This window comes from Burkholderia sp. AU45388 (genome assembly GCF_030481585.1).
Lineage (GTDB): Bacteria > Pseudomonadota > Gammaproteobacteria > Burkholderiales > Burkholderiaceae > Burkholderia > Burkholderia sola.
The window spans coordinates 211,908-234,798 of sequence record NZ_JAUJPV010000006.1; the positions used below are offsets into that span (position 1 = coordinate 211,908).

Annotated in this window: 26 protein-coding genes and 1 pseudogene; 10 read left to right on the forward strand and 17 right to left on the reverse strand. The window is 65.8% G+C overall.

Features of this window, described 5'->3' with window-relative positions:
- Positions 1-67 precede the first annotated feature (67 nt).
- The 6 genes from QZM72_RS14160 to QZM72_RS14185 form a co-directional block, all read right to left on the reverse strand.
- The gene (locus QZM72_RS14160; RefSeq protein ID WP_301738425.1) at positions 68-970 is read right to left on the reverse strand and encodes an alpha/beta fold hydrolase; all 903 of its coding nucleotides are present in this window, start codon (positions 968-970) and stop codon (positions 68-70) included.
- 18 nt (positions 971-988) lie between these two features.
- Complete coding sequence (locus QZM72_RS14165; protein ID WP_301738426.1) at positions 989-1,516, reverse strand: cupin domain-containing protein; 528 nt, start codon at positions 1,514-1,516, stop codon at positions 989-991.
- Positions 1,517-1,550: 34 nt separating this feature from the next.
- The gene (locus tag QZM72_RS14170) at positions 1,551-2,321 is read right to left on the reverse strand and encodes an SDR family oxidoreductase (protein WP_301738427.1); all 771 of its coding nucleotides are present in this window, start codon (positions 2,319-2,321) and stop codon (positions 1,551-1,553) included.
- Positions 2,314-3,384: an aromatic ring-hydroxylating dioxygenase subunit alpha gene (locus QZM72_RS14175; RefSeq protein WP_301738428.1), complete on the reverse strand. Its 1,071-nt coding sequence runs from the start codon at positions 3,382-3,384 to the stop codon at positions 2,314-2,316. The genes QZM72_RS14170 and QZM72_RS14175 overlap by 8 nt, the downstream gene beginning before the upstream one ends.
- 63 nt (positions 3,385-3,447) lie before the next feature.
- Positions 3,448-3,759, reverse strand: coding sequence for a recombinase-like helix-turn-helix domain-containing protein (locus QZM72_RS14180; RefSeq protein ID WP_301738429.1), 312 nt, complete (start codon positions 3,757-3,759; stop codon positions 3,448-3,450).
- 1 nt (position 3,760) lies between these two features.
- A complete protein-coding gene (locus QZM72_RS14185; RefSeq protein WP_301738430.1) occupies positions 3,761-4,078 on the reverse strand; it encodes a non-heme iron oxygenase ferredoxin subunit in 318 nt (105 codons plus the stop codon).
- Positions 4,079-4,522: 444 nt separating this feature from the next.
- Between QZM72_RS14185 and QZM72_RS14190 the strand changes: the two genes are divergently transcribed.
- Positions 4,523-5,602, forward strand: coding sequence for a porin (locus QZM72_RS14190; RefSeq protein WP_301738431.1), 1,080 nt, complete (start codon positions 4,523-4,525; stop codon positions 5,600-5,602).
- 113 nt (positions 5,603-5,715) lie between these two features.
- Here the strand turns inward: QZM72_RS14190 and QZM72_RS14195 are convergent, their stop codons facing one another.
- From QZM72_RS14195 to QZM72_RS14215, 5 genes are all read right to left on the reverse strand, one after another.
- Entirely contained in the window at positions 5,716-6,594 is an 879-nt protein-coding gene (locus tag QZM72_RS14195) for an IclR family transcriptional regulator (RefSeq protein WP_301738432.1), read from the reverse strand.
- A gap of 159 nt (positions 6,595-6,753) precedes the next feature.
- Entirely contained in the window at positions 6,754-7,191 is a 438-nt protein-coding gene (locus QZM72_RS14200) for a hypothetical protein (protein ID WP_301738433.1), read from the reverse strand.
- A gap of 271 nt (positions 7,192-7,462) precedes the next feature.
- Positions 7,463-7,669, reverse strand: coding sequence for a hypothetical protein (locus tag QZM72_RS14205; RefSeq protein WP_034204546.1), 207 nt, complete (start codon positions 7,667-7,669; stop codon positions 7,463-7,465).
- 302 nt (positions 7,670-7,971) lie between these two features.
- The gene (locus QZM72_RS14210; RefSeq protein WP_301738434.1) at positions 7,972-8,571 is read right to left on the reverse strand and encodes an alpha-ketoglutarate-dependent dioxygenase AlkB; all 600 of its coding nucleotides are present in this window, start codon (positions 8,569-8,571) and stop codon (positions 7,972-7,974) included.
- Between the two features lie 168 nt (positions 8,572-8,739).
- Positions 8,740-9,885, reverse strand: coding sequence for a metallophosphoesterase (locus QZM72_RS14215; RefSeq protein ID WP_089470117.1), 1,146 nt, complete (start codon positions 9,883-9,885; stop codon positions 8,740-8,742).
- 255 nt (positions 9,886-10,140) lie between these two features.
- Here QZM72_RS14215 and QZM72_RS14220 point away from each other — a divergent pair.
- Positions 10,141-10,701: pseudogene (locus QZM72_RS14220) on the forward strand (TolC family protein); the annotation flags it as partial.
- Between the two features lie 303 nt (positions 10,702-11,004).
- The gene (locus QZM72_RS14225) at positions 11,005-11,712 is read left to right on the forward strand and encodes an MgtC/SapB family protein (protein WP_089470118.1); all 708 of its coding nucleotides are present in this window, start codon (positions 11,005-11,007) and stop codon (positions 11,710-11,712) included.
- Between the two features lie 51 nt (positions 11,713-11,763).
- Here the strand turns inward: QZM72_RS14225 and QZM72_RS14230 are convergent, their stop codons facing one another.
- The gene (locus QZM72_RS14230; RefSeq protein ID WP_089470119.1) at positions 11,764-12,483 is read right to left on the reverse strand and encodes an autoinducer binding domain-containing protein; all 720 of its coding nucleotides are present in this window, start codon (positions 12,481-12,483) and stop codon (positions 11,764-11,766) included.
- Between the two features lie 73 nt (positions 12,484-12,556).
- Between QZM72_RS14230 and QZM72_RS14235 the strand changes: the two genes are divergently transcribed.
- The 3 genes from QZM72_RS14235 to QZM72_RS14245 all read left to right on the forward strand — a co-directional run bounded on the left by QZM72_RS14235 (position 12,557) and on the right by QZM72_RS14245 (position 14,623).
- On the forward strand, positions 12,557-13,000 hold the full coding sequence (locus QZM72_RS14235) for a DUF4902 domain-containing protein (RefSeq protein WP_089470120.1): 444 nt from the start codon (positions 12,557-12,559) through the stop codon (positions 12,998-13,000).
- Between the two features lie 210 nt (positions 13,001-13,210).
- Positions 13,211-13,819 (forward strand): acyl-homoserine-lactone synthase, encoded by a 609-nt coding sequence (locus tag QZM72_RS14240; RefSeq protein WP_089470121.1) that lies wholly within the window; start codon positions 13,211-13,213, stop codon positions 13,817-13,819.
- A gap of 51 nt (positions 13,820-13,870) precedes the next feature.
- On the forward strand, positions 13,871-14,623 hold the full coding sequence (locus QZM72_RS14245; protein ID WP_179233525.1) for a hypothetical protein: 753 nt from the start codon (positions 13,871-13,873) through the stop codon (positions 14,621-14,623).
- Between the two features lie 204 nt (positions 14,624-14,827).
- Here the strand turns inward: QZM72_RS14245 and QZM72_RS14250 are convergent, their stop codons facing one another.
- Entirely contained in the window at positions 14,828-15,118 is a 291-nt protein-coding gene (locus QZM72_RS14250) for a hypothetical protein (protein WP_089470123.1), read from the reverse strand.
- Positions 15,119-15,419: 301 nt separating this feature from the next.
- On the opposite strand from QZM72_RS14250, the gene QZM72_RS14255 reads away from it, so the two are divergent.
- The gene (locus QZM72_RS14255; protein WP_089470124.1) at positions 15,420-15,806 is read left to right on the forward strand and encodes a VOC family protein; all 387 of its coding nucleotides are present in this window, start codon (positions 15,420-15,422) and stop codon (positions 15,804-15,806) included.
- A 282-nt stretch (positions 15,807-16,088) separates the two neighbouring features.
- Here the strand turns inward: QZM72_RS14255 and ribA are convergent, their stop codons facing one another.
- The gene (gene ribA, locus QZM72_RS14260) at positions 16,089-16,739 is read right to left on the reverse strand and encodes a GTP cyclohydrolase II (RefSeq protein WP_089470125.1); all 651 of its coding nucleotides are present in this window, start codon (positions 16,737-16,739) and stop codon (positions 16,089-16,091) included.
- Between the two features lie 176 nt (positions 16,740-16,915).
- Between ribA and QZM72_RS14265 the strand changes: the two genes are divergently transcribed.
- Positions 16,916-17,377 carry a CBS domain-containing protein gene (locus tag QZM72_RS14265; RefSeq protein ID WP_069619283.1) on the forward strand — a complete coding sequence of 154 codons (462 nt, stop codon included), beginning with the start codon at positions 16,916-16,918 and terminating at the stop codon, positions 17,375-17,377.
- 158 nt (positions 17,378-17,535) lie between these two features.
- Here the strand turns inward: QZM72_RS14265 and QZM72_RS14270 are convergent, their stop codons facing one another.
- The gene (locus QZM72_RS14270; RefSeq protein WP_089470126.1) at positions 17,536-17,865 is read right to left on the reverse strand and encodes a DUF4148 domain-containing protein; all 330 of its coding nucleotides are present in this window, start codon (positions 17,863-17,865) and stop codon (positions 17,536-17,538) included.
- 516 nt (positions 17,866-18,381) lie between these two features.
- On the opposite strand from QZM72_RS14270, the gene QZM72_RS14275 reads away from it, so the two are divergent.
- Positions 18,382-18,780: a GreA/GreB family elongation factor gene (locus tag QZM72_RS14275; RefSeq protein WP_006486027.1), complete on the forward strand. Its 399-nt coding sequence runs from the start codon at positions 18,382-18,384 to the stop codon at positions 18,778-18,780.
- A 176-nt stretch (positions 18,781-18,956) separates the two neighbouring features.
- Here QZM72_RS14275 and QZM72_RS14280 read toward each other — a convergent pair whose 3' ends face one another.
- Positions 18,957-20,075, reverse strand: coding sequence for a porin (locus QZM72_RS14280; protein WP_089470127.1), 1,119 nt, complete (start codon positions 20,073-20,075; stop codon positions 18,957-18,959).
- Between the two features lie 584 nt (positions 20,076-20,659).
- Here QZM72_RS14280 and QZM72_RS14285 point away from each other — a divergent pair.
- Positions 20,660-21,031, forward strand: a complete 372-nt coding sequence (locus tag QZM72_RS14285; RefSeq protein WP_089470128.1) for a YXWGXW repeat-containing protein — start codon at positions 20,660-20,662, stop codon at positions 21,029-21,031.
- 355 nt (positions 21,032-21,386) lie between these two features.
- Here the strand turns inward: QZM72_RS14285 and QZM72_RS14290 are convergent, their stop codons facing one another.
- Positions 21,387-22,637, reverse strand: a complete 1,251-nt coding sequence (locus QZM72_RS14290) for an MFS transporter (RefSeq protein ID WP_089470129.1) — start codon at positions 22,635-22,637, stop codon at positions 21,387-21,389.
- Between the last annotated feature and the right edge of the window lie 254 nt (positions 22,638-22,891).

Sequence of the window (22,891 nt, forward strand, 5' to 3'; positions counted from 1 at the left end):
CGGGCCGCCCGAAGGGAGACATGCGTCCCCTCTGGGCGCAGCGAACAAACGTAAGCGTGACGGTCGTTCATTCCAGGCCCCGTTGACGATCGCATTGACGGCAGAAGCCGTCGATCAGCGACGAATAAACCGCCGGTTGCTCCACATAGCCCGCGTGACCGGCCTGCGGAATCACCTGCAGCTCCACCTGCGCGGCCGCGGCGATCCGCTCGCATGCGGCAGGCGGCGTGATCGCGTCGTACGCACCGACCGCCACCACCGTGCGACCACGGAAACCGGCGAGATCGGCCGCGAGATCGGCGTTCGCGAGCAGGTGCGTGGCCTGCGCATAGCCGGCCGGCACGACGCGCGCCATGTTCCAGCGCACCCACGCACGCGCCTCCTCGTTCGCGAAACCGGACAACATGTTGCCGCTGCGCTGCTCGGCGAGCCCGGCCGGGCCAAGTTCCGCGAGCATCGCGAGCCGCGCGTCGCGGCGCGACTCGCGGGTGTCGGCCGGTGCGCTGCCGTAGCCGCCCGCGGGCGAGATCAGCAGCAGGCCGGCGATCCGCGCGGGCATCACGCGCGCCAACCCGCCCACGATGATCGCGCCGAGCGAATGCCCGACCAGCACGCAGCGTTCGATGCCGAGTGCCTCGAGCCACGCGTTCAGCGACGCCGCGTAATCGGCGGCGGCCGGCGACGCGCCGTGCACGGGCGTCGACACGCCGTAACCGGGCGCATCCCACGCGAGCACGCGGCGCGATGCACCCAGCGTGTCGAGCTGGCTCACCCACGATGCGGCGCCCGAGCCGATCCCGTGCAGCAGCACGACGGGCAGCGCGCGGCCCGCACGCTGCACGCCGGCCGCGCGGTAGCCGATCGTGCCCGCCGCGCCGGCTTCGCAACGCTGCTCGGGAAATTGCCCGAGCAGCGCGGCGAACGCCGCGGTGCGGTCGCGTTCAGGTTCGCGTTTGTCGATGACACGCATTGCTTCACCGGCTCCGTCTCAACGCTTGATCTTCGCGAGCGGCGAATCGGGCGGATACGTCGGCGTGATCGGCTTCGACGACCCGAGCATCACGCACATCAGCGCATCTTCCTCGCCGATGTTGATTTCCGTCCGATACACGCCCGGCGGCACCGAGATCAGGTCGCGCTCGCCGAGGATCGCTTCCCACGTCTCGCCGTCGCGCTCGCAGATCACCTTCATCTTGCCGCGCAGCACGAAGAAGATTTCCTCGACGTCGATGTGGATATGGCTCGGGCCGATGTTGCCGGCGGGGATCACCATCGTCGAGAACGTGAAGTTGCCGGCCGGCACCGTGTTGACGTCCTTCGCGACGCCCGTGCCGCCCGTGCCGACATAGCGCATCTGTGCGCGGCGGTACTTCGGGTCGTAGTCGGCCTGGAACTTCAGTGCGTCCCAGTCGTAGCGCCGCGTCGCGTAGCGCGCGACGCGCCCTTCCATCCAGTCGTTGAAGCTTGCGCCTTCCGGCTGGTCCCACGACTTGCGTTCGAAATCGGCGTCCGCCATCGTCCTCTCCTTCATTCCGAGTGAAAACTTCAAATCAGTTCATTACGAAGCCGCCGTTCACCGGCAGCAGTTGACCCGTCACGAAGCGCGCGCCGTCCGACAGCAGGAACAGCACGGGGCCCGTCACGTCGTCGGGCACCTGCGCGCGGGCAAGCGCGCGGCCCTGCAGGTAGAACGCGTGGCGTTCGGCCGGCACGTAGGCCGTCGCCTCGACTTCGGTGAGCCCCGGCGCGATCGCGTTGACCGTCACGCCATGCGCGCCGAACTCGCGTGCCTGCGCATGCGTCATCGCGATCACCGCGCCCTTGCTGGCGACGTAGGCGAGCAGCTTCGGCGCGCCCCACAGCGCGGTGTCCGATGCGAGGTTCACGATCGCGCCGCGCCCCGATTGCGCGAGGTGCGGCAGCGCCGCATTGCTGACGAGCCACACGCCGCGCACGTTCACGTTCATCACCGCGTCCCACGTCGACACGTCGAGCTCCGTCGACAGCTTGCCGCCCGAGTTCGTGATCGCCGCGTTGTTGATCAGCGCGTCGATGCCGCCGAGCGCCGCCGCGCCCTGCGCGACGAATGCGTCGATGCTGGCCGGATCGGCGAGATCGAGCGCGAAGCAATGCACGGTGTGGCCGGCTTGCGCGAGCTGCGCGGCCAAGGCGCGGCCCTCTTCGATCAGCACGTCGCCGAATGCGACCTGCGCGCCCGCTTCGACCAGCGCCTTCACGAATGCGGCGCCGAGCCCGCGCGCGCCGCCCGTGACGAGCACGCGGCGACCGGGCAGCGCCACGACCGGAGCGAACTCAGCCATTCGCGGGCTCCGAAGCGGCGTGGGCCGCGCGATGCGCGTCGAGCGCGGACAGATGCTCCTGCGCACGCTGGCGCAGCATCCGGCGCACGCGCGTGATGCCGACGTCGTGCTGGTACAGGTATTCGTGATCGCGCGCCTGCGGCGCGAGGCTTTCGAGGACGTAGCGATCCTGCTCGAGCACGTCCCAGTGCAGGCCTTCGAGGCGGTTGCGGTACATGAAGCGCCACACGTCGCGCTGCCAGCCGCTGACCTTGCGCGTACGCCAGAAGTAGACCTGACAGTGGTCGCCGTCGACCGGCGTCGCGAAGCCGATGATCCCGAAGTTGCCGCCGGGGCCGAACTTCTGCTTATAGGGAATCGCGAGGCGCATCCACAGGCAGCCGGTTTCGCCGAGTTCGACCCAGTCGAAGTTCACGTCGCGCTGGCCGATCTTCTCGAACATCAGGCCCGTGTCCGTCTTGCGCACGCGCATGTCGGCCTGCTTGTCGCCTTCGGCCATCGAGTGCGACGTCGCGTGGAGATACGCGCCGTGCATCGGGTCCATCACGTTGTCGATCGCGTACTGGTAATTGCACTTCCAGTTCGACACGCACAGGAAGTGCGCGTACTCGTCTGCGACCAGTTCTTCCGGCAGGTTCAGCGGCGCCGGCTTGCCGTGCGCTTCGTCGCCGAACCACAGGAAGATCGCGCCGGCCTTCTCTTCGACCGGATACGACTTCACGCACTTCGTGCCTTCGAGCGGACAGTTCGACACGGCCGGCACACGATTGACCGTGCCGCCGCCGTCGACTTCGATGCCGTGATACCAGCACGCGATGTTGCCGCCGAGGTTCCAGCCGAGCGACAGGCGCGCGCCGCGGTGCGGGCAGCGATCTTCCAGCGCGTGGACCTTTCCTTCGTGATCGCGCCACAGCACGATCTGCTCGGACAGGCGCGTGAGGCCGACGGGCGCGTTCGACACCTGCCAGCTCGGCGCGACGGGATACCAGTAGTTCTTGATGCCACGGTCGAGATAGTCGCGAACCGGGTCGTGTCGGGTTTCGTGTTGGTCGGGGGACGTCATCAGTGTGCTCCGGATGCGGTTGTCGTCGGGTCGGCGCTCAGGCGCGCGGCGCGGTCGGTGCGTTCATTCCGCCAGCGAGGCCATTGCGGCGCGGAAACGCTCAGGTGTCCAAACCGTGCCGTCCGGCGCGCGGAAGCCGATGCGATTCAGGCCCGCGACGACGTCGTCCAGCTCGGTCGCGCCTGCTTCGAACACGCGCTCGAGCGCATCGCCGAGGTCGTTCTCGTACTGCGTCGGTTCGGCCTTGCGGTTCTGCCAGACCTGGTTCTCGACCTGGCCGGGAATCTCGATCTGCCCCTTGCCGGCGACGTTGTTCGGCTGCGGCGCCACCCACGGCTTCAGGAAGGGATTGAAATTGACGGTCGCTTCTTTCATGTCACTCCACCTTGATCTGGATTTCTTCACCGGCGAGGCGCACCGCGTACTGCTTCAGCGCACGCCCGCCCGGGCCCCTCAGGCATTCGCCCGTCTTGATGTCGAACACGGCCTCGTGCAGCGGGCATTCCACCGTGCCTTCGTCGACGAACCCTTGCGTCAGCAGCGCATACGCATGCGGGCACACGTTCTCGAGCGCATACACGTCGTCGCCGACGCGGTAGATCCCGATTTCCACGCCGTCGGTCCGCTTGAACTCGATCGGCGTGTCTTCCGACAGCGCACCGGCGTGACCGGCGCAAATCCATTGCTCTGACATCTCGCACCCTTCCTTCTGATCGACTCTCGGTTTGTTCCGATTTGTTCCATATCAGGAACAACAGTTTATGGATGGTGATTATAGGAGCGACCTTCCACGAGTAAAACAAAAAGCTTCATGTCCTAGGGAAAACACCGACCGTCAGGGCGGCGAACACCACGACCTCACCGCTCGAATGTGATTTTTTGTTTGGAAACGGGTGTTTATCGGCTTTTTCGAGACGTTCCGCGCGATGACCGGGCATCCACACGGCACCCATCCGTCCCGAAAAAATTATTTTTGATCCGACGCACGACGCCTCTATACTCCATTCCATCAAAGGCACGTTGTTCCTTATATGGAACATACGAATGCCCACTCGGCAATGAACATGCGCGACGGCCGGCCGTCCCCGCGCAGGCCGTCACAACACGTATTCATCAGGTTGGAGAGTCAGGAGACGAAATGGTCAAGCATGCGGTAGCAGCGGCAGTCATCGGAATGGGCGCCGCGTCGGGTGCGTGGGCACAAAGCAGCGTGACGCTGTACGGCAGCATGGACGCGGGTGTCGCGTACGTGAACAACGTCGGCGGCCACGCGAAGTGGGCAATGATCCAGGGCAATACGCAGCCCGACCGGTGGGGCCTGAAGGGAAAGGAAGATCTCGGCGGCGGGCTGTCGGCGATCTTTCAGCTGGAAAACGGCTTTTATACGAACAACGGCCAGTTCGCGACCGCGAACACGATCTGGAACCGGGCGGCGTTCGTCGGCCTCGGCTCGGAGCGCTACGGCACGCTGACGCTCGGCCGCCAGACGCCGCTGTCGTTCGACTATCTCGATCCGCTCAGCACCGCGTACCTTGCGCTGAGCTGGTACGCGTTCCATCCGGGCAACATCGACGGGCTCGCCGCGACCGGTAACGTACCGTACAACAATTCGGTCAAGTACCGCTCACCGACGTTCGCGGGTTTCTCGGCCGCGGCCATGCTCGCGCTCGGCAACACGACGAACTTCTCGACCGGCAAATCGGTCGGCGTTGCGCTGAACTATGCGAACGGGCCGTTCAAGGCGTCGGCCGTCTACTCGAACGAGCACGACCGCTCGATCCTGATCGGCCAGACCGGCATCGCGTCGTTCCAGGGGCAGAACACCGCGAACGGCTACCTCGCGAACAAGGTCGAGAACATCGGCGCGGGCGCGTCGTACCAGATCGGCGACTTCCTCGTGCACGGTCTCTACACGCGCGTGAAAATGCAGTCGAACGGGTTTTCGGACACGTTCCAGAGCTACGACGCGGGCGTGAACTACCGCAGCAGCGCGTTCAACACGATCGCGGGCGGCGCGGCGACCACGACGCTGGCCGGCCGCCGCTGGACCCAGGTCGAGCTCGGCGACATCTACGCGTTGTCGAAACGCACGCAGTTGTATGCGAACGTGCTTTACGAGCACGGCTCGGGCGGCGCAAAGGCCGCGTTCTTCACGGCCGGCGTGTCGAGCACCGCGAATCAGGTGATCGTGCTGACCGGGATTCATCACTCGTTCTGAGCGCGTTCAGGCGCCGGGTTTCGGCGCCCGAAAACGACAAGAGCGGCCCGCGGGCCGCTCTCTTCGTTTGCAATGCCGCGCGCCGCGGCGGATACGACGCGCATGCGTCAGAGTCAGAACATCGCGACCTTGTGGCGCGCATGCGCGAACGTCGGGTCGCTTTCGAGCGGACGATAGTTCAGCCGTTGCGACAGGTCGACCGCCGCGCCGCACACGGCTTCGACGAGCCGCTCCTTCTCGCCGGCGTCGCCGATCTCCGAGCGCGGCACCGTCGCGGTGATCGCCGCGACGATCGAGCCCGAATGATCGCGCACCGGCGCGGTCACGGCCGAAATGCCGCTCTCGAACGCCGCCTCGCTGACCGCGTAGCCGAGCCGTGCGTAATGACGTACGCGTTCGTACAGTTCGTCGACGGTGCCGGGCGTGCGCTCGGTGAACTGCTCGAGTTTCTTCTCCGGATAGAGCTGCCGCAGCGCATCGCGCGTCAGGTCGCCCATCAGCACGTGGCCATGCACGGTCGCGTGCGCCGGCAGCCGCGTGCCGACGTGCACCTTCACCGAACCGAACATCGACGCATTGCTTTGCGCCTTCGCGACGAACACCACGTCGCGCTGGTCGCGGATCAGCAGGTGCGTCGACAGGCCGGTCGAATCGCGCAGCCGTTCGAGCACGGGCGTGCCGAGATCGGTCAGTTCGAGCGAATTCAGGTATTCGAAGCCGAGCCGCAATACGCCGACGCCGAGCCGGAAATAGCGGTCGCCGTTCACGCGTTCGAGGAAACCGAGCGCCTCGAGCGTCTGCAGCAGGCGGAACGTGGTCGTGCGCGGAATGCCGATGCGCTTCGACAGCTCGGGCGCGCCGAGCACGGGCTCGCGCGCGGAGAATTCGGCGAGAATCCGCAGCCCGCGTTCGAGCCCCGGCACCAGATAGGACGAAGCGACGCCCGACGACTCGTCGTCGCCGGGCGTCGCCGGATCGGGTGTACCGCTCATCGTTGTCTTGACCATGTGGACATGGACGGAAGGAAGTCAGTCACGAAACAGGTCATCGATCGTCGTGGATATTCAGTCATGCTACCTCAGTGCGCGGACAGGCTCGCACCGGCACGCGGCGCCGCGATGCAGGATGCGCCGCCACGCCGCCATGACGCGTCATTCAAGGTCGAAAGGATAGCAGCGTTGGACGGCGCGACGCCATGCGGAAATCGCCGGACGGCGGCCGCGCGCGGCGCTGGTGCGCGGCACGCGGTCGGGCGACGATGGACCGAGCGTGGGATTCGCCGCCCGGATTGCCTGCAGGCGCGACAGATAAACGCGAATGGTCGTGCGGTCGTGTGCAAAGCTGCCTGCCGGATCCGGCTGCAGTACCCGCGTCAGATCGACCGGACGCAGCCATCCGGCACCCAGCAAGCCGCCGTTGATCCCGCGGATTCGGGTGCCGCCGACGGCGATCGCGGCGTGAAAGACATCCGCGCCGCGCGCGAAGCCCACTGCGGTGCCCGCCGGAATGCTCGCGCGCCCGTCCCATTGATTGCCGGTCTCGAAGTTGAAGCGCGTCTTCCACAACTGGCCGATCGTATCGAGTAGCACGCCGGGCGCAGCAGATACCGGACGTACGCCGCGGTGTCATAGCAAACGCCGCCGGACACGTATTCGTCGATGTTCGCCACCCCGACCATCAACGCCTGCGCGTGTTTTTGCCGCTCGGCGATGCCGGATTGGCCGACATGCCCGCCTGACGCCGGCAGACCGCCTCTCGCCACCAGCGAACAGCGAAAAATGAAAGACAATCGGGAAAGCACCGCCCCGCAACGGGCGGCACAGAGGAAGACGCTCCTCGGGCGGGATTGCCGCGACGGCGTCAGGCCGTCACGGCGGCGTCATATTCGGCGCGGGCAAGCTGGCCGGCGGCGTATGCCTCGGCTTCGCCGCGAAAACCTTCGCGGCTGAACGCCACGACTTTCACGCCGACGCCGGTCGCCCGCTTCACCGTCAGCGCCCATTGCCATCCGCCGTCTTGCTCGAAGACGTGCAGCGAGGGTGCGAAGGAAGGGTCGAGTACGGTCACGCGTTTTGCTCCTGCCCCGTTGCGCGCTGCGTCGGCCACGCACGGAGACATGTCGAAAGGGTCGCGCCGATAGCCGGCGCACTTCTGTCATTCGACAGTTTATTCAAGGAATGTTGCGACGCACCATCAGAGGTTTCACTCACCTATCGAAACCGGCCGGTCGATCGAATTATCTGAAACCTATATGGGACGCGCCTCGGCGCCCGGTCGCGCCTCCGGCATCGCGTTCGTGCGGCAACGTGCCGCACGCGCGACCGGTTGCTTGCATCCGCCTTTCACGGATCGAAGAAATGGGACACGACCTACCCGGCCGCCATGGATACGCGCCGGAAGGTCAGGTTCACGCGTTCGCCCGGCACGCCCGGCGCCTTCGGCACGCGGTGCTGCCATTCGGCCTGCGTGCGTCCGCGCATCACGAGCAGGCTGCCGTGCCCGAGCCGATACGCATGCGTGACGCCGGTCGCGCGATGGCGAAGATCGAACACGCGCATCGCGCCGAGGCTCACCGACGCGATCACCGGCGCGTCGCCGAGTTCGGGTTCGTTGTCCGCGTGCCAGCCGAGGCTGTCCAGCCCGTTGCGATAGCGATTGAGCAGCACGCTGTTGAAACGCACGCCGCAGGTCGCCTCGACCGCCTGCTTCAGCCCGAGCACGGCCGGCGTCCAGGGCTCCGGCACGTTGCGGATGCCCGAGTACACGTACACGGCATCCGGTTCGCCCTGCCACGCTGTGAGCCGCGGCAACGGAATGCGTCCGCGCGGCGTGCGGATCGTGTCCTGCCGCCATGCGACCTCGCCGATCAGCGCGGCCAGCGCGCGATCGGCGTCGGGGGGTGCCAGCCAGTCCGGGTACCAGTCCACGTCGGACGCGGGCGTATCAGCGAAGAGATCGGGCGTCGACATGTCGGCAGAAACGGGCGAGGAACGGCGTGAACGAGACATGTCTGCATACTAGCCAACGGCGCTGCGCGCCGCCATGCGCTGTCATTCGCCGCCGAACGGCCGAAAGGAAGCCGCCGTGCACCGCGATGCGCGTTCGTGTCGCGCGACGGCCGCCTCCCGACCCATCGACTAGCCGCGCGTCAGCCGAATCAGCGTGATCTCGGACGGCACGCCGAAACGGTTCGGCGGCCCCCAATAGCCGGTGCCGCGGCTCGTATACAGCCACATGTCGCCGAAGCGGTTCAGCCCGCCGATCACCGGCTGCTGCAACCGCACGAACGGCGGCCACGGCAGGAACTGGCCGCCATGCGTGTGCCCCGACAACTGCACGGTGAAGCCCGCGCGGTTCGCCGCTGCCGCGCTGCGCGGCTGGTGCGCGAGCAGGATCTTCGTGCCGACGTCGCGCGGCGCACCGGCCAGCGCCTGCTCAGGATCGCTGCGATGCGCGGGATCGAAGCCGCCCGCCGTGAAATCGGTCACGCCCGCGAGCACCGCCCGCGCGCCGCCGCGCTCGATCAGCACGTGCTCGTTGAGCAGCACCGTCAGCCCGATACGACGAAACTCGTCGATCCATGCATGCGCACCGGCGTAGTACTCGTGGTTGCCCGTCACGAGGAAGGTGCCGTGCCGCGAGCGCATCTGCCCGAGCGGCGCGGTATGTTCGCGCAGGCGCTTGACCGAACCGTCCACCACGTCGCCCGTCACGACCACCAGGTCGGCGTCGAGCGCATTGACCGCGCGCACGATCCGTTCGATGTAGGGCCGCTTGATCGTCGGCCCGACGTGGATGTCGGACAGTTGCACGATCGTTAGCCCGTCGAGCGCGGCCGGCAGCCCGGCGACCGGAATCGACACGCGCTTGACCGCGGCGGTGCGGCGCGCGCCGACGAACCCGATCACGGTCGCGAGCACCGCGGCCACCAGCACGCCGAGCGCCGTGTCGGGCGCCGCGCGGCTCCATGCGCCGTCATGCCCGAGATGCCGCCACGCGAACACGCCGAGCAGCACGATTTCGCGCAGGAACGTGAGCACCAGCAGCGACGAGAAGAAACCCATCGCGAGCGCGCCGGCCCAGCCGACCAGCGTCGCGGCCCAACCTTCGTCGAAGCGGCGCGAGAACATGCCGACCGGAATCAAGACGACGAAACTCGCGAGCACGAGCGCCGCGATCGTGCGTGCGAGCGGCGACGCGAACGCATCGGGAATGATCCGCATCCCGACGTACAGATGGAACAGCACGCCGATTGCAATGAACCGGACAAAGAAACTTCGCATGGAACGTTCACCTTCGTTGCACGAGCGCTTCCGCGACGCGCACGGCACGGGCCGTGATGGCCGGTGCCGCGCGTCGCACCCTACGCACGATGGTACACAGATCCCGGCCGCGACGACGGGTCGCGGTCGGCGGTGCAGCGCCGTGCGGCTTGACGCGACAATGGGCATCGTCCCGCCGCCAGGTCCATGCGCTTCGTTCTCGTCGACGTCAAATTTTTCGTGCGCATCGCGGAAGCGAACAACCTCACGCGCGGCGCGCTCGAGAAGGCCAATCGCGCGAAGATCAAGGCAGCGGAAGCCGCGTTCATGCCGAAGATCTTCCGGTCCGCGTCGACGTCGTATGCGGGCGGCACGTCCCTCTCCGCGCTGCCCGCGATCGGCGACCAGGCGCCGACCGTCAACCTGGACGGCAGCCGCTACGGCGGCGGCGTGTTCGTCGGCGTGACGATTCCGCTGTACGACGGCGGCCTGCGCTCGGCCGTGCTGATGCAGGCGCGCAACGACGCGGAAAGCGCATCCGCGCGCCTCACGCGGACCAAGGAGGAAGCCGTGCGGCAGGTGGTCGCCGCGCAGAACGCGGTGCAGACGAGCCTGGCGTCGCACGACGCCGCGAAGGCGCTCGTCGATGCCGCGCAAACGAGCTACGACGCGGCGCTGACCGCGTACCGGACCGGCGTCGGCTCGGTCACCGATGCGACGATCGCGCAAAGCCAGTTGCTTGCCGCGCGGAACGCGGAAGTGGACAGCTATGCCGGCGCGTTGTCGGCCGCCGCCGCGCTCGCGCTCGCGACGGGGACGATCGGCGCGGCGCAGTAGCGCTGGCCGCAAGGCGATTGACGCAGGCGCGCGCCGCCCACTAGAATGCCGCCCATTCTTCCTTCAGGAACCATCGTGGACAGTTGCAGCACTCCATTGCGTGCGCCGCTTGCCGCCTGAACGCCTGTCCGCCGCAGTTCTCCTGCCCGGCTCGCGTTCCGCGAGCAGCACGCCATCCGTTTCACATTGAATGACGCATTCGCGCGGTACAGTACCGCGCGATGACGGCTATCGTCGCGCCGCGTTCGGCCTTGCGCCGAGGCGACGCGCGCCGGCATGCGCTTCTTGCACGGCAGGACAACCATGACTTTCGATTTCGCACTCCGTCTTTTCACCGCGTTCGCCTGCGGCGTCGCCATCGGCCTCGAGCGGCAGATGCGCCAGCGCACGGCCGGCCTGCGCACCATCACGCTCGTCGCGAGCGGCGCGTGCCTGTTCGTCACGCTCGGCGTGCTGACCGGCAACGGCGTCGCGGGCGTCACGCAGATCGCCGCGTACGTCGTGTCGGGCGTCGGCTTTCTCGGCGGCGGCGTGATCATGCGCGACAAGGGCTCGATCCAGGGCATCAATACCGCCGCGACGCTGTGGTGCTCGGCCGCCGTCGGCGTGCTGGCCGGCTCCGGCCACTACGTGCCCGCGCTCGCCGGCACGGGCGTCGTGCTGCTCACCAATACGGTGCTGCGCGGCGTCAGCCAGGCCATCAACGCGACGCCCGTGTCGAATGCCGATCTCGTGCGCGAATACCAGATCACCGTGATCTGCCTCGCCGCCGACGAAGTGCACATCCGCACGCTGCTGTCGAATTCGATGTATGCGAAGCCGCTGTCGTTCCAGAGCCTCACGAGCGAGGACGTGCCCGAGCAGCCCGACCGGCTGAAGGTGACCGCGACGCTGAAGCTGCATCCGAAGGATCAGCAGAAGCTCGAGCAGATCGCGAGCCGGATGAGCATGGAGAAAAGCATTTCCAGCGTGAGCTGGACCGCGAAGGAAGCGGAGCCGCTGATGGAGTGAGCCGCGGCGCGGCGGCCGCCGCATCCGGCGCCGCCGTCGCGCGACGTCGCGTCAAGGTGCTTCGATGAGGCCGGCCGAAATCGCCTTGACGACCGCCTGGACCTTGTTGGTCGCGCCGAGCTTCTCGAGGATGTTGTTCACGTGGAAGTTGACCGTCCGCTCCGAGATGCTGAGGATCTGGCCGATTTCGCAAGCGGTCTTGCCCTCGGCCGTCCAGCACAGCACCTCGCGCTCGCGCGCGGTCAGCGTGACGCCCGCCGCGGGCGACAGCTTCGGCACCATGAAGCGGCTCATCAGCGAATGCGACAGGTTCGCGAGCCAGTTCGTCTGCAGCGTCAGCATGTTGATCTCGGCCGGCGTCAGCGGGTCGGCATGACGGGCGATGCTCAACAGGCCGAACGAGCCGCGCGCCGCCCAGCTCGATTGCGCGACGCCCACCGACAACCCGAAGTCGCGCGCGTCCCGCCACAGCGGACATGGGTCGATGTTGTCGACGTCCGGCCAGACGATCATGTTGGTGCTGAACGCGCCGTCGCGAACCGTCGAGTCGATCTCGATATAGTTCTGCGCCTGATAGTGCGCCATCCAGCCGTCCGGATAGGTATTGAAGATGGCGACCGCCGGCTTCGAAACGGGCAGCGGTACGCGAATGCCGTAACAGCAATATTCGAATCCCAGCCGCCTGGAATAGGCGGCGATCCGCTGGAAGAGCTGCTGCTCGTCTTCCGCGGCGCTGAATTGTTGGTAGGCATCCTGCCAGCGCAGTTCCATTCTTTCTCCGACAACGTCACGCTGTCATACTTGTCAGGTTCCAGCACCCGTTTGAGGCTGATACATTCCGCGCATGACTTCACCCTTGCTGCACCCTGTCCCCGGCCCGTCCCCGGACGGCTACGTACGCCTGTCAGAAGGCGCACTGGCCACACTTGTGCTCGACCATGTCGCGAGCGGCCTCGACCCCTCGCTGCTGGCCGAACTGCGCGACAACGCGATCGACGCCCGCCTCGCCGGCTATACCGAATGGCATCGCGCAGCGGGTGCCGGCGTCGCCTACGTGACGGTCGGCTGGGACTGGTACCTCGAACGCACGACGGGCACGTTCATCATCGCGGGCGGCGACGTCCGCAGCAACGTGATGGCCATCGACGCCAAGGGCGCCGACATCGGCATGTTCCGCACCGCCGCCGCACTCGCCGCGCGGCTCGCCGCCATCGACTGGCCTGCCGCGGTCGCGTCGGCCCTCCTCGGGCACAACGACGCCTATCATGCCGGTCCCACGCTCCAGTGACAACCGGCTGCGCATTCCTCTGACAATTTTGCAAGACTGGCGCTCTTTATAAGCAAAAGCGGCCCGGTTTTCAATCCCGTCGATCAAGAAACCGTTACCACCGCGCAAATGGCGTCTTTACGCCGTGACCCTGTAAGAGTTACCAGTTACAGGCTCCTCGTGCCGCGCGCTGTAATGCGTGCATACAAAAGCACAGATCCGAGGACATCCATGCAGACCTTCGTTCACGAGGAAGGGCGGTTGCCACACGAACTCGCGGCGGATCTAGGGCGCTATCGGCGCCGCGTGTTCGTCGAACAGCTGGGTTGGGCGCTCCCGTCGGCGAACGAAAGTTTCGAGCGTGACCAGTTCGATCGCGACGATACCGTCTACGTGTTCGCACGAAACGCCGACGGCGACATGTGCGGCTGCGCGCGCCTGCTGCCGACGACGCGCCCGTATCTGCTGAAGTCGCTGTTCGCCGACCTGGTCGCCGAGGACATGCCGCTGCCGCAATCGGCCGCCGTCTGGGAACTGTCCCGATTCGCGGCGACCGACGACGAAGGCGGGCCCGGCAACGCCGAATGGGCCGTGCGCCCGATGCTCGCGGCCGTCGTCGAGTGCGCGGCGCAGCTCGGCGCACGGCAGTTGATCGGCGTGACGTTCGCGAGCATGGAGCGGCTGTTCCGCCGGATCGGCATACACGCGCACCGCGCAGGCCCACCGAAGCAGGTCGACGGACGCCTGGTGGTCGCATGCTGGATCGACATCGACTCGCAAACGTTTGCTGCGCTAGGAATCGAGCCGGGGCAGGCTGCCCGGCAAGCTATCGCCGCCTGAGCCGGAACGCACGTTTCCGTCCGGGCGGTATCGTAACGAAGGAGAACCAACGTGGACCAGTCCCAGGTCTTTCGCGCGATGATGCCCGGCCTGACGAGCGCCAGTGGCGCCCGCATCGCGGTCGCCTATCCAGCGTTTCCCAGGCCCTTGCCGCTCGTGCGGCTCGACCGCCGCGGGCTCGTGTTTCGTGCGGCCGGCGCCGCGCCGCTCGTGTGCGGGCTGCCGCGCCCGGCAACCCTGCTGGTCGCGGACGAGCCGCTATGCTCGCTGCGCCTCGTGATCCGCGAGATCGCCGCGACCGGCGATGGCCGGCACGACCTGACGATGCAGCCGTCCGGCGCTGCCGGCGACGAATTGCTGTGGCACGCCTTGCGCGATCGCGAGCCGTACCGGCAGATTCGGCACCCGCTCGCGCCGGTCGCCTCGGACCGCGAACCGCATGCGGCGGCTGGCGAATTCGCGGCGCGCCCGTCGCGCAGCGCGGCTTTCCGGCTGCCCAGCCACAGCGACGCGCTGTTCTTCGCGGACTGGCTCGAATATCACTTCGACGAATTGCGCGCGCTGTCGCAACAGCACGGGCCGCGACTGCAGCTCAATCAGCTCGAACGACAGGTTGACGATGACGAGGTCGGCGTGCGTTTCGTCTACGACATCGACGGACATGCGACGCGGCACGCATTGACCGACTGCGCGCGCGAGGCGTGTGCATGGATCGAGACGGAAATGCGCAGCAAATACGCGCTGCCGGTCGCGCAAGAGCGGTTCGGCGGGTTGGCGGCGCATGCGCGGGCCGGCGGCATGTGAATGAGGCCGTGCCGCGCGCCGCCACACAGCGGTCTGCGCGGCGGCACGTTGTGCGGATGCAACGAGGGCTTGCAAAGGTCCGGGTTTTCCCTTAAATTTACGTCTGTCTCCTCCATGTCTCCAAACATGGATTCAGCCCGCTCAAGCAGCGGGCTTTTTTATTGCCCGAACGGTTTGTGGGGCCGCATCGCCTTCCCCGTCTGGCTAGGCCGCTGGACGTATATCAGTCGGTCGCAGCCAGTAGTAGTACACCGCAAATGTCAGCGCGACCGCGGCCACAAGCGCCAACAGCAGGTACAACCAACCCTTCCTGGTCGCCGGCAGGTCCGTCAGGGCACCGACGTCGCCCGTCAGCGCCGCCAACGCGACCATCGCCAGGCCCGCCAGCACCAACGTCCCCTTTGCCACCCACCCGAAACCGGCCTCCAGTCCAGCCACCCATCGCCACTGACGATAAGGTCCGGCAACCGGCCGACGAAGATCGGGCTTACCCATGCATCATCTCCGGCCCGGCATGCACGTATGCGCACGTCGTGCGACGGGCGCTGCCCAACGCACGAATTCGAATGTCTTGCCGACGAGTGGCTGCTGCGACGCGGCATGCCCACATTGGATCGAGAAGCGTCATGTTTTTTCTTTCGCAAGATGAAGCTCGACACAATTCGATCCGTTGGGCCGGGCCGAATCGATATCGTTCGATACCGCAAGTATCCCCCGAAGGGCGGCCCACTCGCCTCGCGCATCGGGATCGGCCGGCTTATCATTGAGCGGCCCGCCACTTCCCGCCGAGGCCATCTTGCACGCCCATCTGCGCATTGCCCGCCCGGTCAGCAACCTTGCCCGCACCGAGCGCATGTATCGCGACGCCCTCGAGCTGTCAGTACTGGCGCGCTTCGAAGATCACGACGGCTTTTCCGGCGTGATGCTCGGACGCGAAGGCCTCGACTATCACTTCGAGTTCACGCACTGTCCCGACCATCCGATCGCGCCGTCGCCGACACCCGAGGATCTGATCGTGTTCTACCTGCCCGATCGTCCGGAATGGGAATCCGCCTGCGAGCGCGCGACCGCACACGACTTCATTCCCGTGACGTCGTTCAATCCATACTGGGAAATATCAGGCCAGACCTTCGAGGATGCCGACGGCTACCGGATCGTGTTGCAGAACGGCACGTGGCGCTGACGAGCAGGTTCGCGTGAGCCGTTACGCGCGGGCATGGCCGTCGTGGCGGTCGCGCCCCTGCATCGGTCGATTGCGAGCGAGGCAGCGTCGGGCATACGGTTTCGATTCGACGGCGTGATCGTTCCGCGAGTACGGAGTGGGCGGACGCCGCGCACAACACAGCCGACATCACAAGCCCGGCACTGGAACACATGAGGGGAAGGCGATCGCGATCGTTGCGTGTCCCGGCAACGATCGGAAGAACAGATGACGAGAAACGGGGCGCTCGCGCGCCCGCTCCGGTTACTCGTTTTCCTCGAAGTAATGCCCGAACTTCGTCTGCTTCGTGCGGATATACCGTTCGTTTTCCTCGCGCACGGGCACCGCGAGCGCCACGCGTTCGCAAACGGGAATGCCGTGCTTCACGAGCGTATCGAACTTCTTCGGATTGTTGCTCATCAGCCGCACCGACGTCACACCGAGGATGCGGAGGATCGCAGCGGCCGAGTCGTATTCACGAGCGTCGTCGGGCAAGCCGAGATCGAGGTTCGCCTCGACGGTGTCGCGCCCCTGCTCCTGCAGCGCGTACGCGCGAATCTTGTTGCTCAGGCCGATGCCGCGGCCCTCATGGCCGCGCAGGTACAGCAGTACGCCACGATCTTCGGCCGCGATGTAACGCAATGCGAGATCGAGTTGCTCGCCGCAATCGCAGCGGTACGAGCCGAACACGTCACCGGTCAGGCACTCGGAGTGCAGCCGGGTCAGCACGGACTGCTCGCCCGTCACGTCGCCCATCACGAGCGCAAGGTGTTCGGCATCGCTGCCCGATACGCGAAACGCGTACGACGTAAACGTACCGTAGCGCGTAGGCAGCGACGCGGTAGCGACGAGCGTCACGCACTCGTCTGCCTGGCCATTGCCCGGCGGGGGCGATTGGGGACGCGAAGACATCATGAATTCAATCGAAACTTCGGGAATGTAGGAGTTATGTGGATGGTGCGTGACGGGAGTTTACCGCTAATCTGGAAACGTCACGCGACTGCCGCCGCCCGCCCGGCTATACTGGGCTCACCGGGTGACGCGCATCACGCCCCGCCTGCCCTGCATCGACCTGCACACGGAGAAAGCGAATGAGCACGACTGTCGCGCAGATTCTCAAGGCCAAGCCGGATTCGGGCCGCACCATCTACACCGTCACGAAGACCGATCTCGTCTACGACGCCATCAAGCTGATGGCGGAAAAAGGCATCGGCGCGCTGCTGGTCGTGGACGGCGACGACATCGCGGGCATCGTCACCGAGCGCGACTACGCGCGCAAGATCGTCCTGCAGGACCGCTCGTCGAAAGCCACCCGCGTCGAGGAAATCATGACGGCGAAGGTGCGCTACGTCGAACCGTCGCAATCCACCGACGAGTGCATGGCGCTGATGACCGAGCACCGGATGCGCCACTTGCCCGTGCTCGACGGCGGGAAGCTGGTCGGCCTCATCTCGATCGGCGACCTCGTGAAGAGCGTGATTGCCGATCAGCAGTTCACGATCAGCCAGCTCGAACACTACATCCACGGCACGCCGAGCGTCACGTCCGCCTGATCCGCCCCAGCAAAAAAGGCCCAAACGCGTGAGCGTCTGGGCGGAAAGCCGCCGGCATGCGGCGACGGAGGTTCTGCTCCTGCGGGCGAACGACGCGCGCGACTGGCGCGCGTCTCGTCGATTCAGCGGTGCGCTCGGGCAGACCCGGGGACGTTCAATCAGTTACCGAAGTAGACCGAATTCACGGGATTCGGCGCTTCCCGCGTCACACGGCGGCCAGTTTGCGCGGCACCCGTTGCGACAGCGCCGTAGCCGCTGGTATCGGCTTGCGCCAGCATCGGCTGGTTCGGCTGGATGCGCTGCTCGGCAGCCTGGATGTCGCTCGGATATTGCGAGTCGCTCGCCAGCGGCTTGTACCCGTTCTGCTCGAGTTGCACGAGTTCGCCCTTGACCTGAGCGCGGGTCAACCCCTGCTCGGACTGCGCGAACGATGCGATCGGAGCGGCAAGGACGGATGCGGCGATGGCTGCGTAGATGATCGACTTCATGATGATTTACCTCCGGAATATGTTCTCTTTTGACGTCGCCCCTGCAGTGACTGTCTGAAGCGATTGAATTCAGTGTAGTGTTCGCCACTCCAAGGGGAAACCCTTAGTTTGAATAAACAGCGTTGCGTTTTTGGAAAAGATCGCCCACTGTTTCGGGACAGGGTCGCTCCAACTTGCTTCACCCACACAACAATCGCTGACGAAACGCCAACAGCCGGATCACCTGTTGGGAAGGTTGTGTTGTAGAATCGTAAGGTTCCATTCGCCAGTCGATATTCCATCCACCATGTACGCGCTCACGCCCCTCTCGGTTTCGCCGTCCGGCCCGGCCGGCGTGCGCGCGCGCGTCGGACAGCCGGCGCATCCCCTCGCTCGACGCACGGCCCAGGCGCCGCTCGCCCCTGCCCGGCGCCTGATCTGACCGCTCGGTCTCCACCCGGAGCCAGGTTAGACAGGCTCCGGGCGATCCTCATAGGCACGCCACGCCTGCCCCTGCCGATCATTTGGAGAACCACCATGAAACAACGCCTTTACCAGTTGACCGAACTCGACGTCGCCCGCCTCGAAAAGCACGCCGAGCACAACCCGCGTTTCCAGACGATGCTCGACACGCTGCTCGAACGCGCCGATATCGTCCAGCCCGACGCCATCAAGGCGAACGTCGTCACGATGAACTCGCAAATCACGCTGCTCGACGAAGCGACCCAGGAACAGGCTACCTGGACGATTGTTTATCCGGACGCCGCCAACCTCGAACTCGGACGCCTGAACGTGTTCTCGCCCGTCGGCATGGCGCTGCTGGGCACGCAGCGCGGCCAGATGGTCAAGGTGATGCAGCCGAGCGGCGCCGAAAAGCTGATGAAGGTTGCCGCGATCGTGTTCCAGCCGGAAGCCAACGGCGAATACACGCGCTGAACCACCGGCGGCCAACGTCGCGCCATACAGTGCGCAGAACGACAAAAGCGAGGCACGAGCCTCGCTTTTTTGCATCCGGACGATCCGGATCATCGTCATTGCTTTCCACAGACGAAAAAAAGGCGCCCGAAGGCGCCTTTTCGATGCTGCGAAGCGGGTTGCCCCGCCCGTCACGCTTAGAAGCGGTGACGCAGACCAACCGTTGCTGCGGTTTGGTTGATCGACGAGCTCGGCAGGTTGTCAGCGAAGCTGTTGCCGTTGTAGATCGACGCGCCGATGCCGTTCTTCGCTGCACGCTGGTACACAGCTTGTGCGTAGACGTCCGTGCGCTTCGACAGTGCGTAGTCAGCTTGCAGACCGAACTGGTTCCAGTGCGTGCTGCCGTTGTTGATCTTCGCGTTCGTGTACGTGTAAGCAGCGCCCAGGCCGAGAGCCGGCGTCAGGTTGTACTTCGCGTTCACTTCGTAGTTGTCGGTGCGCAGCGTGCCCACACCAACTGCGTTGTTGTCCAGACGTGCTTGCGTCCATGCAGCGCCGACTTGTGCCGGGCCGAATGCGTAGCCAGCAGCAGCACCGTACGTGCGGACGCGGCCTTGGGAAGCGAGGCCACCGATCGCCGACGACGTTGCGCCGCTACCGTTCGTACCGTCACCCAGGTTCGCTTGCGAGTATGCAGCAGCCAGCTTCAGACCTTGGAACTGGTATGCGGCACCCGCGCTGTACGCACGGTTGTTGCCGAAGTTCGTGTTGTTCGAGAACGAGTACGTGCCGCCGAATTGCAGGCCAGCGTAGTTCGCGCTCGTGAACTTGATCGTGTTGTTCGACGCGACATCGCCGGTCGTGCTCAGACGATCGAGGTTCAGCGGGTGCGCGAAGTACGTGCCGCCCCACGAGCCCGTTGCCGTCAGCGGCGCCAGGTAGTCTTGCGCTGCATCGTACTGCTTGCCCAGCGTGACCGTGCCGTACTGGCTCGACAGGCCGACAAATGCTTGACGGTTGAACATGCCGCCGTTGTTGCCCAGCTTGCCGTCACCGATGCCGAAGCCGCTTTCCAACGTGAAGATTGCCTTCAGGCCGCCACCCAGGTCTTCCGAGCCACGCAGGCCGAAACGGCTCTGGTCAATGCCCGAACCCATCGCCCAACGCGACTTGCCAGCTTGGCCGAGTGCCGGCTGGACGTTGCTCGTGTAGGTGATGCCTGCGTCCAGCACGCCGTACAGCGTGACGCTGCTTTGCGCGTGAGCGACGGTAGCGAACGATGCTGCAGCTGCTGCAACGATCAGAGTCTTGTTCATTCGTGGAGCTCCCTTCTAAAAAGAGGCAGGTCTCGCGACCTTGTTCATAAACGGTCTGCAACCGCCCGGGAGCGCCATCGGTCCTGCTGGCGGCGCCCGGATAGTTGCCCGTTTGGGAACCGTGAGTTTAGGGGTGTACCCTAGGGGAGCGATCCGCAAATAAAGAAATAAGCTTTTCCAGAACTAGAAATAATGAAAGTGGGGGCGTGTCATAAGTATTTGTTTTAACGTTTGTTTTTGACTTCTTGACGAGGACTTTTTGGAGGCTTTCATCGCACCATTCTTACATGTCATCGTCTTGACGGTTGCATAGAAACAACAAACGGATTCGGTTCGCCACCCCAAAAACGGTAATTATTACCCAACTCCATCTCAAATATTGGCGAAGCCGCATCCCAAACGTCCCCTCGACCCGTAAACAGCGGGCGGCGCCGGCACCCAGCCGAGATCCCGTCAGCCGTCAGAAAGGAAAGGCAGTTCGCGCCTGCCGTGACACTCGGTAACAGCCTTGACCGCCCGCGTAACCCGGCGGGCGCGGCGGCAGGCTAATGTAGGACGGCCTCGGATACAGAACAGGAACCGCCATGAATCGACGCTCGCTGCTGCGCGCCATCGGATTGACCGCCGCCTTCGTCGGCACCGGCTGGCTGCGTGCCGCCTCGGCCCAGGCCGCCCCGCCCGTGTACCGGCCATCCGGCCCGCACCGCGTTCCCGGCGGGCCGCCGTATGCGGATCGCCCCGGCTTCGCGCCGCCGGCGGCCCGTCACGACCGTCGCCCGCCACCGCCACGGCCGCATGGCTATATATGGACGGACGGCTACTGGCGCTGGCAGCGCGGCCGCTATATATGGGTGCCCGGCCGCTGGGTCGCACGGCGCCCGGGACGCCGCTGGGTACCCGGCTACTGGCGCCGGCAGGGGCCGGTGTGGGTCTACGTCGACGGTTCGTGGCGGTAAGCAGCGATTCGGCTCCGGCCGATCAAGGCCCGGAGCCGAATCGCGCGCGAGCGTAAATGCCGTCCGCGCCACGGAATCATGCGCGACGGTCAACATATCGTTTGGCCGCCATTCCGACGACATCGTTCGGATCGCGAAGTCATGCCATGGCGATGCGAATGCATCCGGCCATGCTCGCCCCCCCCTCGCGCTCGTCTGCCGCATACCGCCAGCCAACCGACCGATGCGTGCGTCGCGCCCGACGCCCGCCTCCTGCCAGCTCACGCGCACGACGGCGCGCCGCGCAGAGCGCACGATGATGTTCGTAAGCTCACCGGATCATCGCCGCGGGCAGACTAACGTACGTGCGAGCCGCCTACGACAGCACGGCCGTTCGCGCACCCGGCCGCGTGCGGCCGTACGCGACCATCATCGCGAAGCTGAGCAGGAAACCCGCGCCGCCGATCAGCAGCAGCCCGGTCTCGCCGAATACGGGCAGCAGGTTCGTCAGCGCGCCCGTCACGACCCACGCGACCGCCATCACCGAGCCCGCGACGCCGAGCGCCCAGCCCTGCCGGTCGTCGCTGACGGCATCGGAAAACGCCGTATACATCGTCGTGTACGCAACCATGTCGAAGCAGCCGACGACCATCGCAAGCGCCCATAGCACCGGTTCGTGCGGAAACAGCGCGGACAGGATCTGGCCAAGCCCGGCGACGAGCAGGCCCGTCTTCGCGATATCGATCACGCGCCACACGCGCAGCATCACCCGCACGACGCACAGCAGGCCGAATACGAAGCAGATACCGATCACGCCGCTGAACAGCCCGAGCCGCGCGCTCGTATAGCCGAATTTCGCCTGCAACAGCAGCATGATGGTCTGCAGGTAGAGCCCGTAGCCGACCTGCATCAGGAAGAACACCACCGACAGGAACGCGACGTTGCGCTGGCGCGCCGCCTCCATGATGATCCGCAGCGGCAGCAGCGGATCGATGCGCGTATCGCCGCGCGGCGCGGCGGAATCGCGATACGACGCCCAGGTCCAGCATGCGCAGATCAGCGATAGCGCGGCGACCAGCACGAACGGCGTGCCGTAGTCGAACAGCGGCGAGATCGTCCGGTCGGACGTGACGCCGCCGAGCACCGGGCCGACGATCACGCCCGCGCTGAACGCGAGCGACATGATGCTCATGTTGTACGCCTTCGTGTCGGGCGTGCTGAGATCGGTGATGGCCGCCTGCGCGATGCCCTGGCAGCCGGCCATCAGGCCGGTGAGCCCGCGGCCGGCCAGCAGCAGCGCGACGCTGGCATGCCACGCGCCGGCCGCCATCATCGCGTAGCCGGCCGCGAGGCCGAGCACGCACAGCAGCAGGATCCGGCGGCGGCCGTAGCGGTCGGACAGCTCGCCCATCAGCGACGAGCCGAAGAACATGCACAGCGGGTAGATCCCGTAGCCGAGGCCGAGATAGAAATTGCGCGCGTGCGCGCCGGCGTCGGCCGGCAGGATGCCCGCGTGCGGATCGCTGAAGATCGCGGACATCATCGGATAAACGAGCCCGAATCCCATCGCGTCGAGCGCGATGGCGAGCAGACAGGGGCCGAGCAGTGTGTAGTCGAGCCGGGACATGGCGACCTTCCGGACAGAGTGGATGATCGCCCCAGCGTAATGAGCGGGCGGCGGTCGCGGTAGGCCGCCGGCCGCGATACTAAGCATCGGCTCTCTCCTGCGCTTCGTGCATCTGTACGGCCCGGTGGCCGGCCATGCGCCACATCGTCATCGATTCACGGCCACGCCAAACCGGATCGAGCGGCGCGAATATCACGCATTCGAGACGTTGACGACGAAGGGACAATGTTTCACCGGCAGCGGGCGGCCGGCGG

Coding starts and splice junctions, on each gene's coding strand:
- QZM72_RS14235 (WP_089470120.1), top strand. CDS start 12,557: ATGACTTCACCCTTGCTGCACCCTGTCCCCGGCCCGTCCCCGGACGGC.
- QZM72_RS14230 (WP_089470119.1), bottom strand. CDS start 12,483: ATGGAACTGCGCTGGCAGGATGCCTACCAACAATTCAGCGCCGCGGAA.
- QZM72_RS14290 (WP_089470129.1), bottom strand. CDS start 22,637: ATGTCCCGGCTCGACTACACACTGCTCGGCCCCTGTCTGCTCGCCATC.
- QZM72_RS14270 (WP_089470126.1), bottom strand. CDS start 17,865: ATGAAGTCGATCATCTACGCAGCCATCGCCGCATCCGTCCTTGCCGCT.
- QZM72_RS14215 (WP_089470117.1), bottom strand. CDS start 9,885: ATGCGAAGTTTCTTTGTCCGGTTCATTGCAATCGGCGTGCTGTTCCAT.
- QZM72_RS14190 (WP_301738431.1), top strand. CDS start 4,523: ATGGTCAAGCATGCGGTAGCAGCGGCAGTCATCGGAATGGGCGCCGCG.
- QZM72_RS14250 (WP_089470123.1), bottom strand. CDS start 15,118: ATGGGTAAGCCCGATCTTCGTCGGCCGGTTGCCGGACCTTATCGTCAG.
- QZM72_RS14185 (WP_301738430.1), bottom strand. CDS start 4,078: ATGTCAGAGCAATGGATTTGCGCCGGTCACGCCGGTGCGCTGTCGGAA.
- ribA (WP_089470125.1), bottom strand. CDS start 16,739: ATGATGTCTTCGCGTCCCCAATCGCCCCCGCCGGGCAATGGCCAGGCA.
- QZM72_RS14210 (WP_301738434.1), bottom strand. CDS start 8,571: ATGTCGACGCCCGATCTCTTCGCTGATACGCCCGCGTCCGACGTGGAC.
- QZM72_RS14160 (WP_301738425.1), bottom strand. CDS start 970: ATGCGTGTCATCGACAAACGCGAACCTGAACGCGACCGCACCGCGGCG.
- QZM72_RS14165 (WP_301738426.1), bottom strand. CDS start 1,516: ATGGCGGACGCCGATTTCGAACGCAAGTCGTGGGACCAGCCGGAAGGC.
- QZM72_RS14175 (WP_301738428.1), bottom strand. CDS start 3,384: ATGACGTCCCCCGACCAACACGAAACCCGACACGACCCGGTTCGCGAC.
- QZM72_RS14285 (WP_089470128.1), top strand. CDS start 20,660: ATGAATCGACGCTCGCTGCTGCGCGCCATCGGATTGACCGCCGCCTTC.
- QZM72_RS14170 (WP_301738427.1), bottom strand. CDS start 2,321: ATGGCTGAGTTCGCTCCGGTCGTGGCGCTGCCCGGTCGCCGCGTGCTC.
- QZM72_RS14265 (WP_069619283.1), top strand. CDS start 16,916: ATGAGCACGACTGTCGCGCAGATTCTCAAGGCCAAGCCGGATTCGGGC.
- QZM72_RS14225 (WP_089470118.1), top strand. CDS start 11,005: ATGACTTTCGATTTCGCACTCCGTCTTTTCACCGCGTTCGCCTGCGGC.
- QZM72_RS14275 (WP_006486027.1), top strand. CDS start 18,382: ATGAAACAACGCCTTTACCAGTTGACCGAACTCGACGTCGCCCGCCTC.
- QZM72_RS14195 (WP_301738432.1), bottom strand. CDS start 6,594: ATGAGCGGTACACCCGATCCGGCGACGCCCGGCGACGACGAGTCGTCG.
- QZM72_RS14240 (WP_089470121.1), top strand. CDS start 13,211: ATGCAGACCTTCGTTCACGAGGAAGGGCGGTTGCCACACGAACTCGCG.
- QZM72_RS14280 (WP_089470127.1), bottom strand. CDS start 20,075: ATGAACAAGACTCTGATCGTTGCAGCAGCTGCAGCATCGTTCGCTACC.
- QZM72_RS14180 (WP_301738429.1), bottom strand. CDS start 3,759: ATGAAAGAAGCGACCGTCAATTTCAATCCCTTCCTGAAGCCGTGGGTG.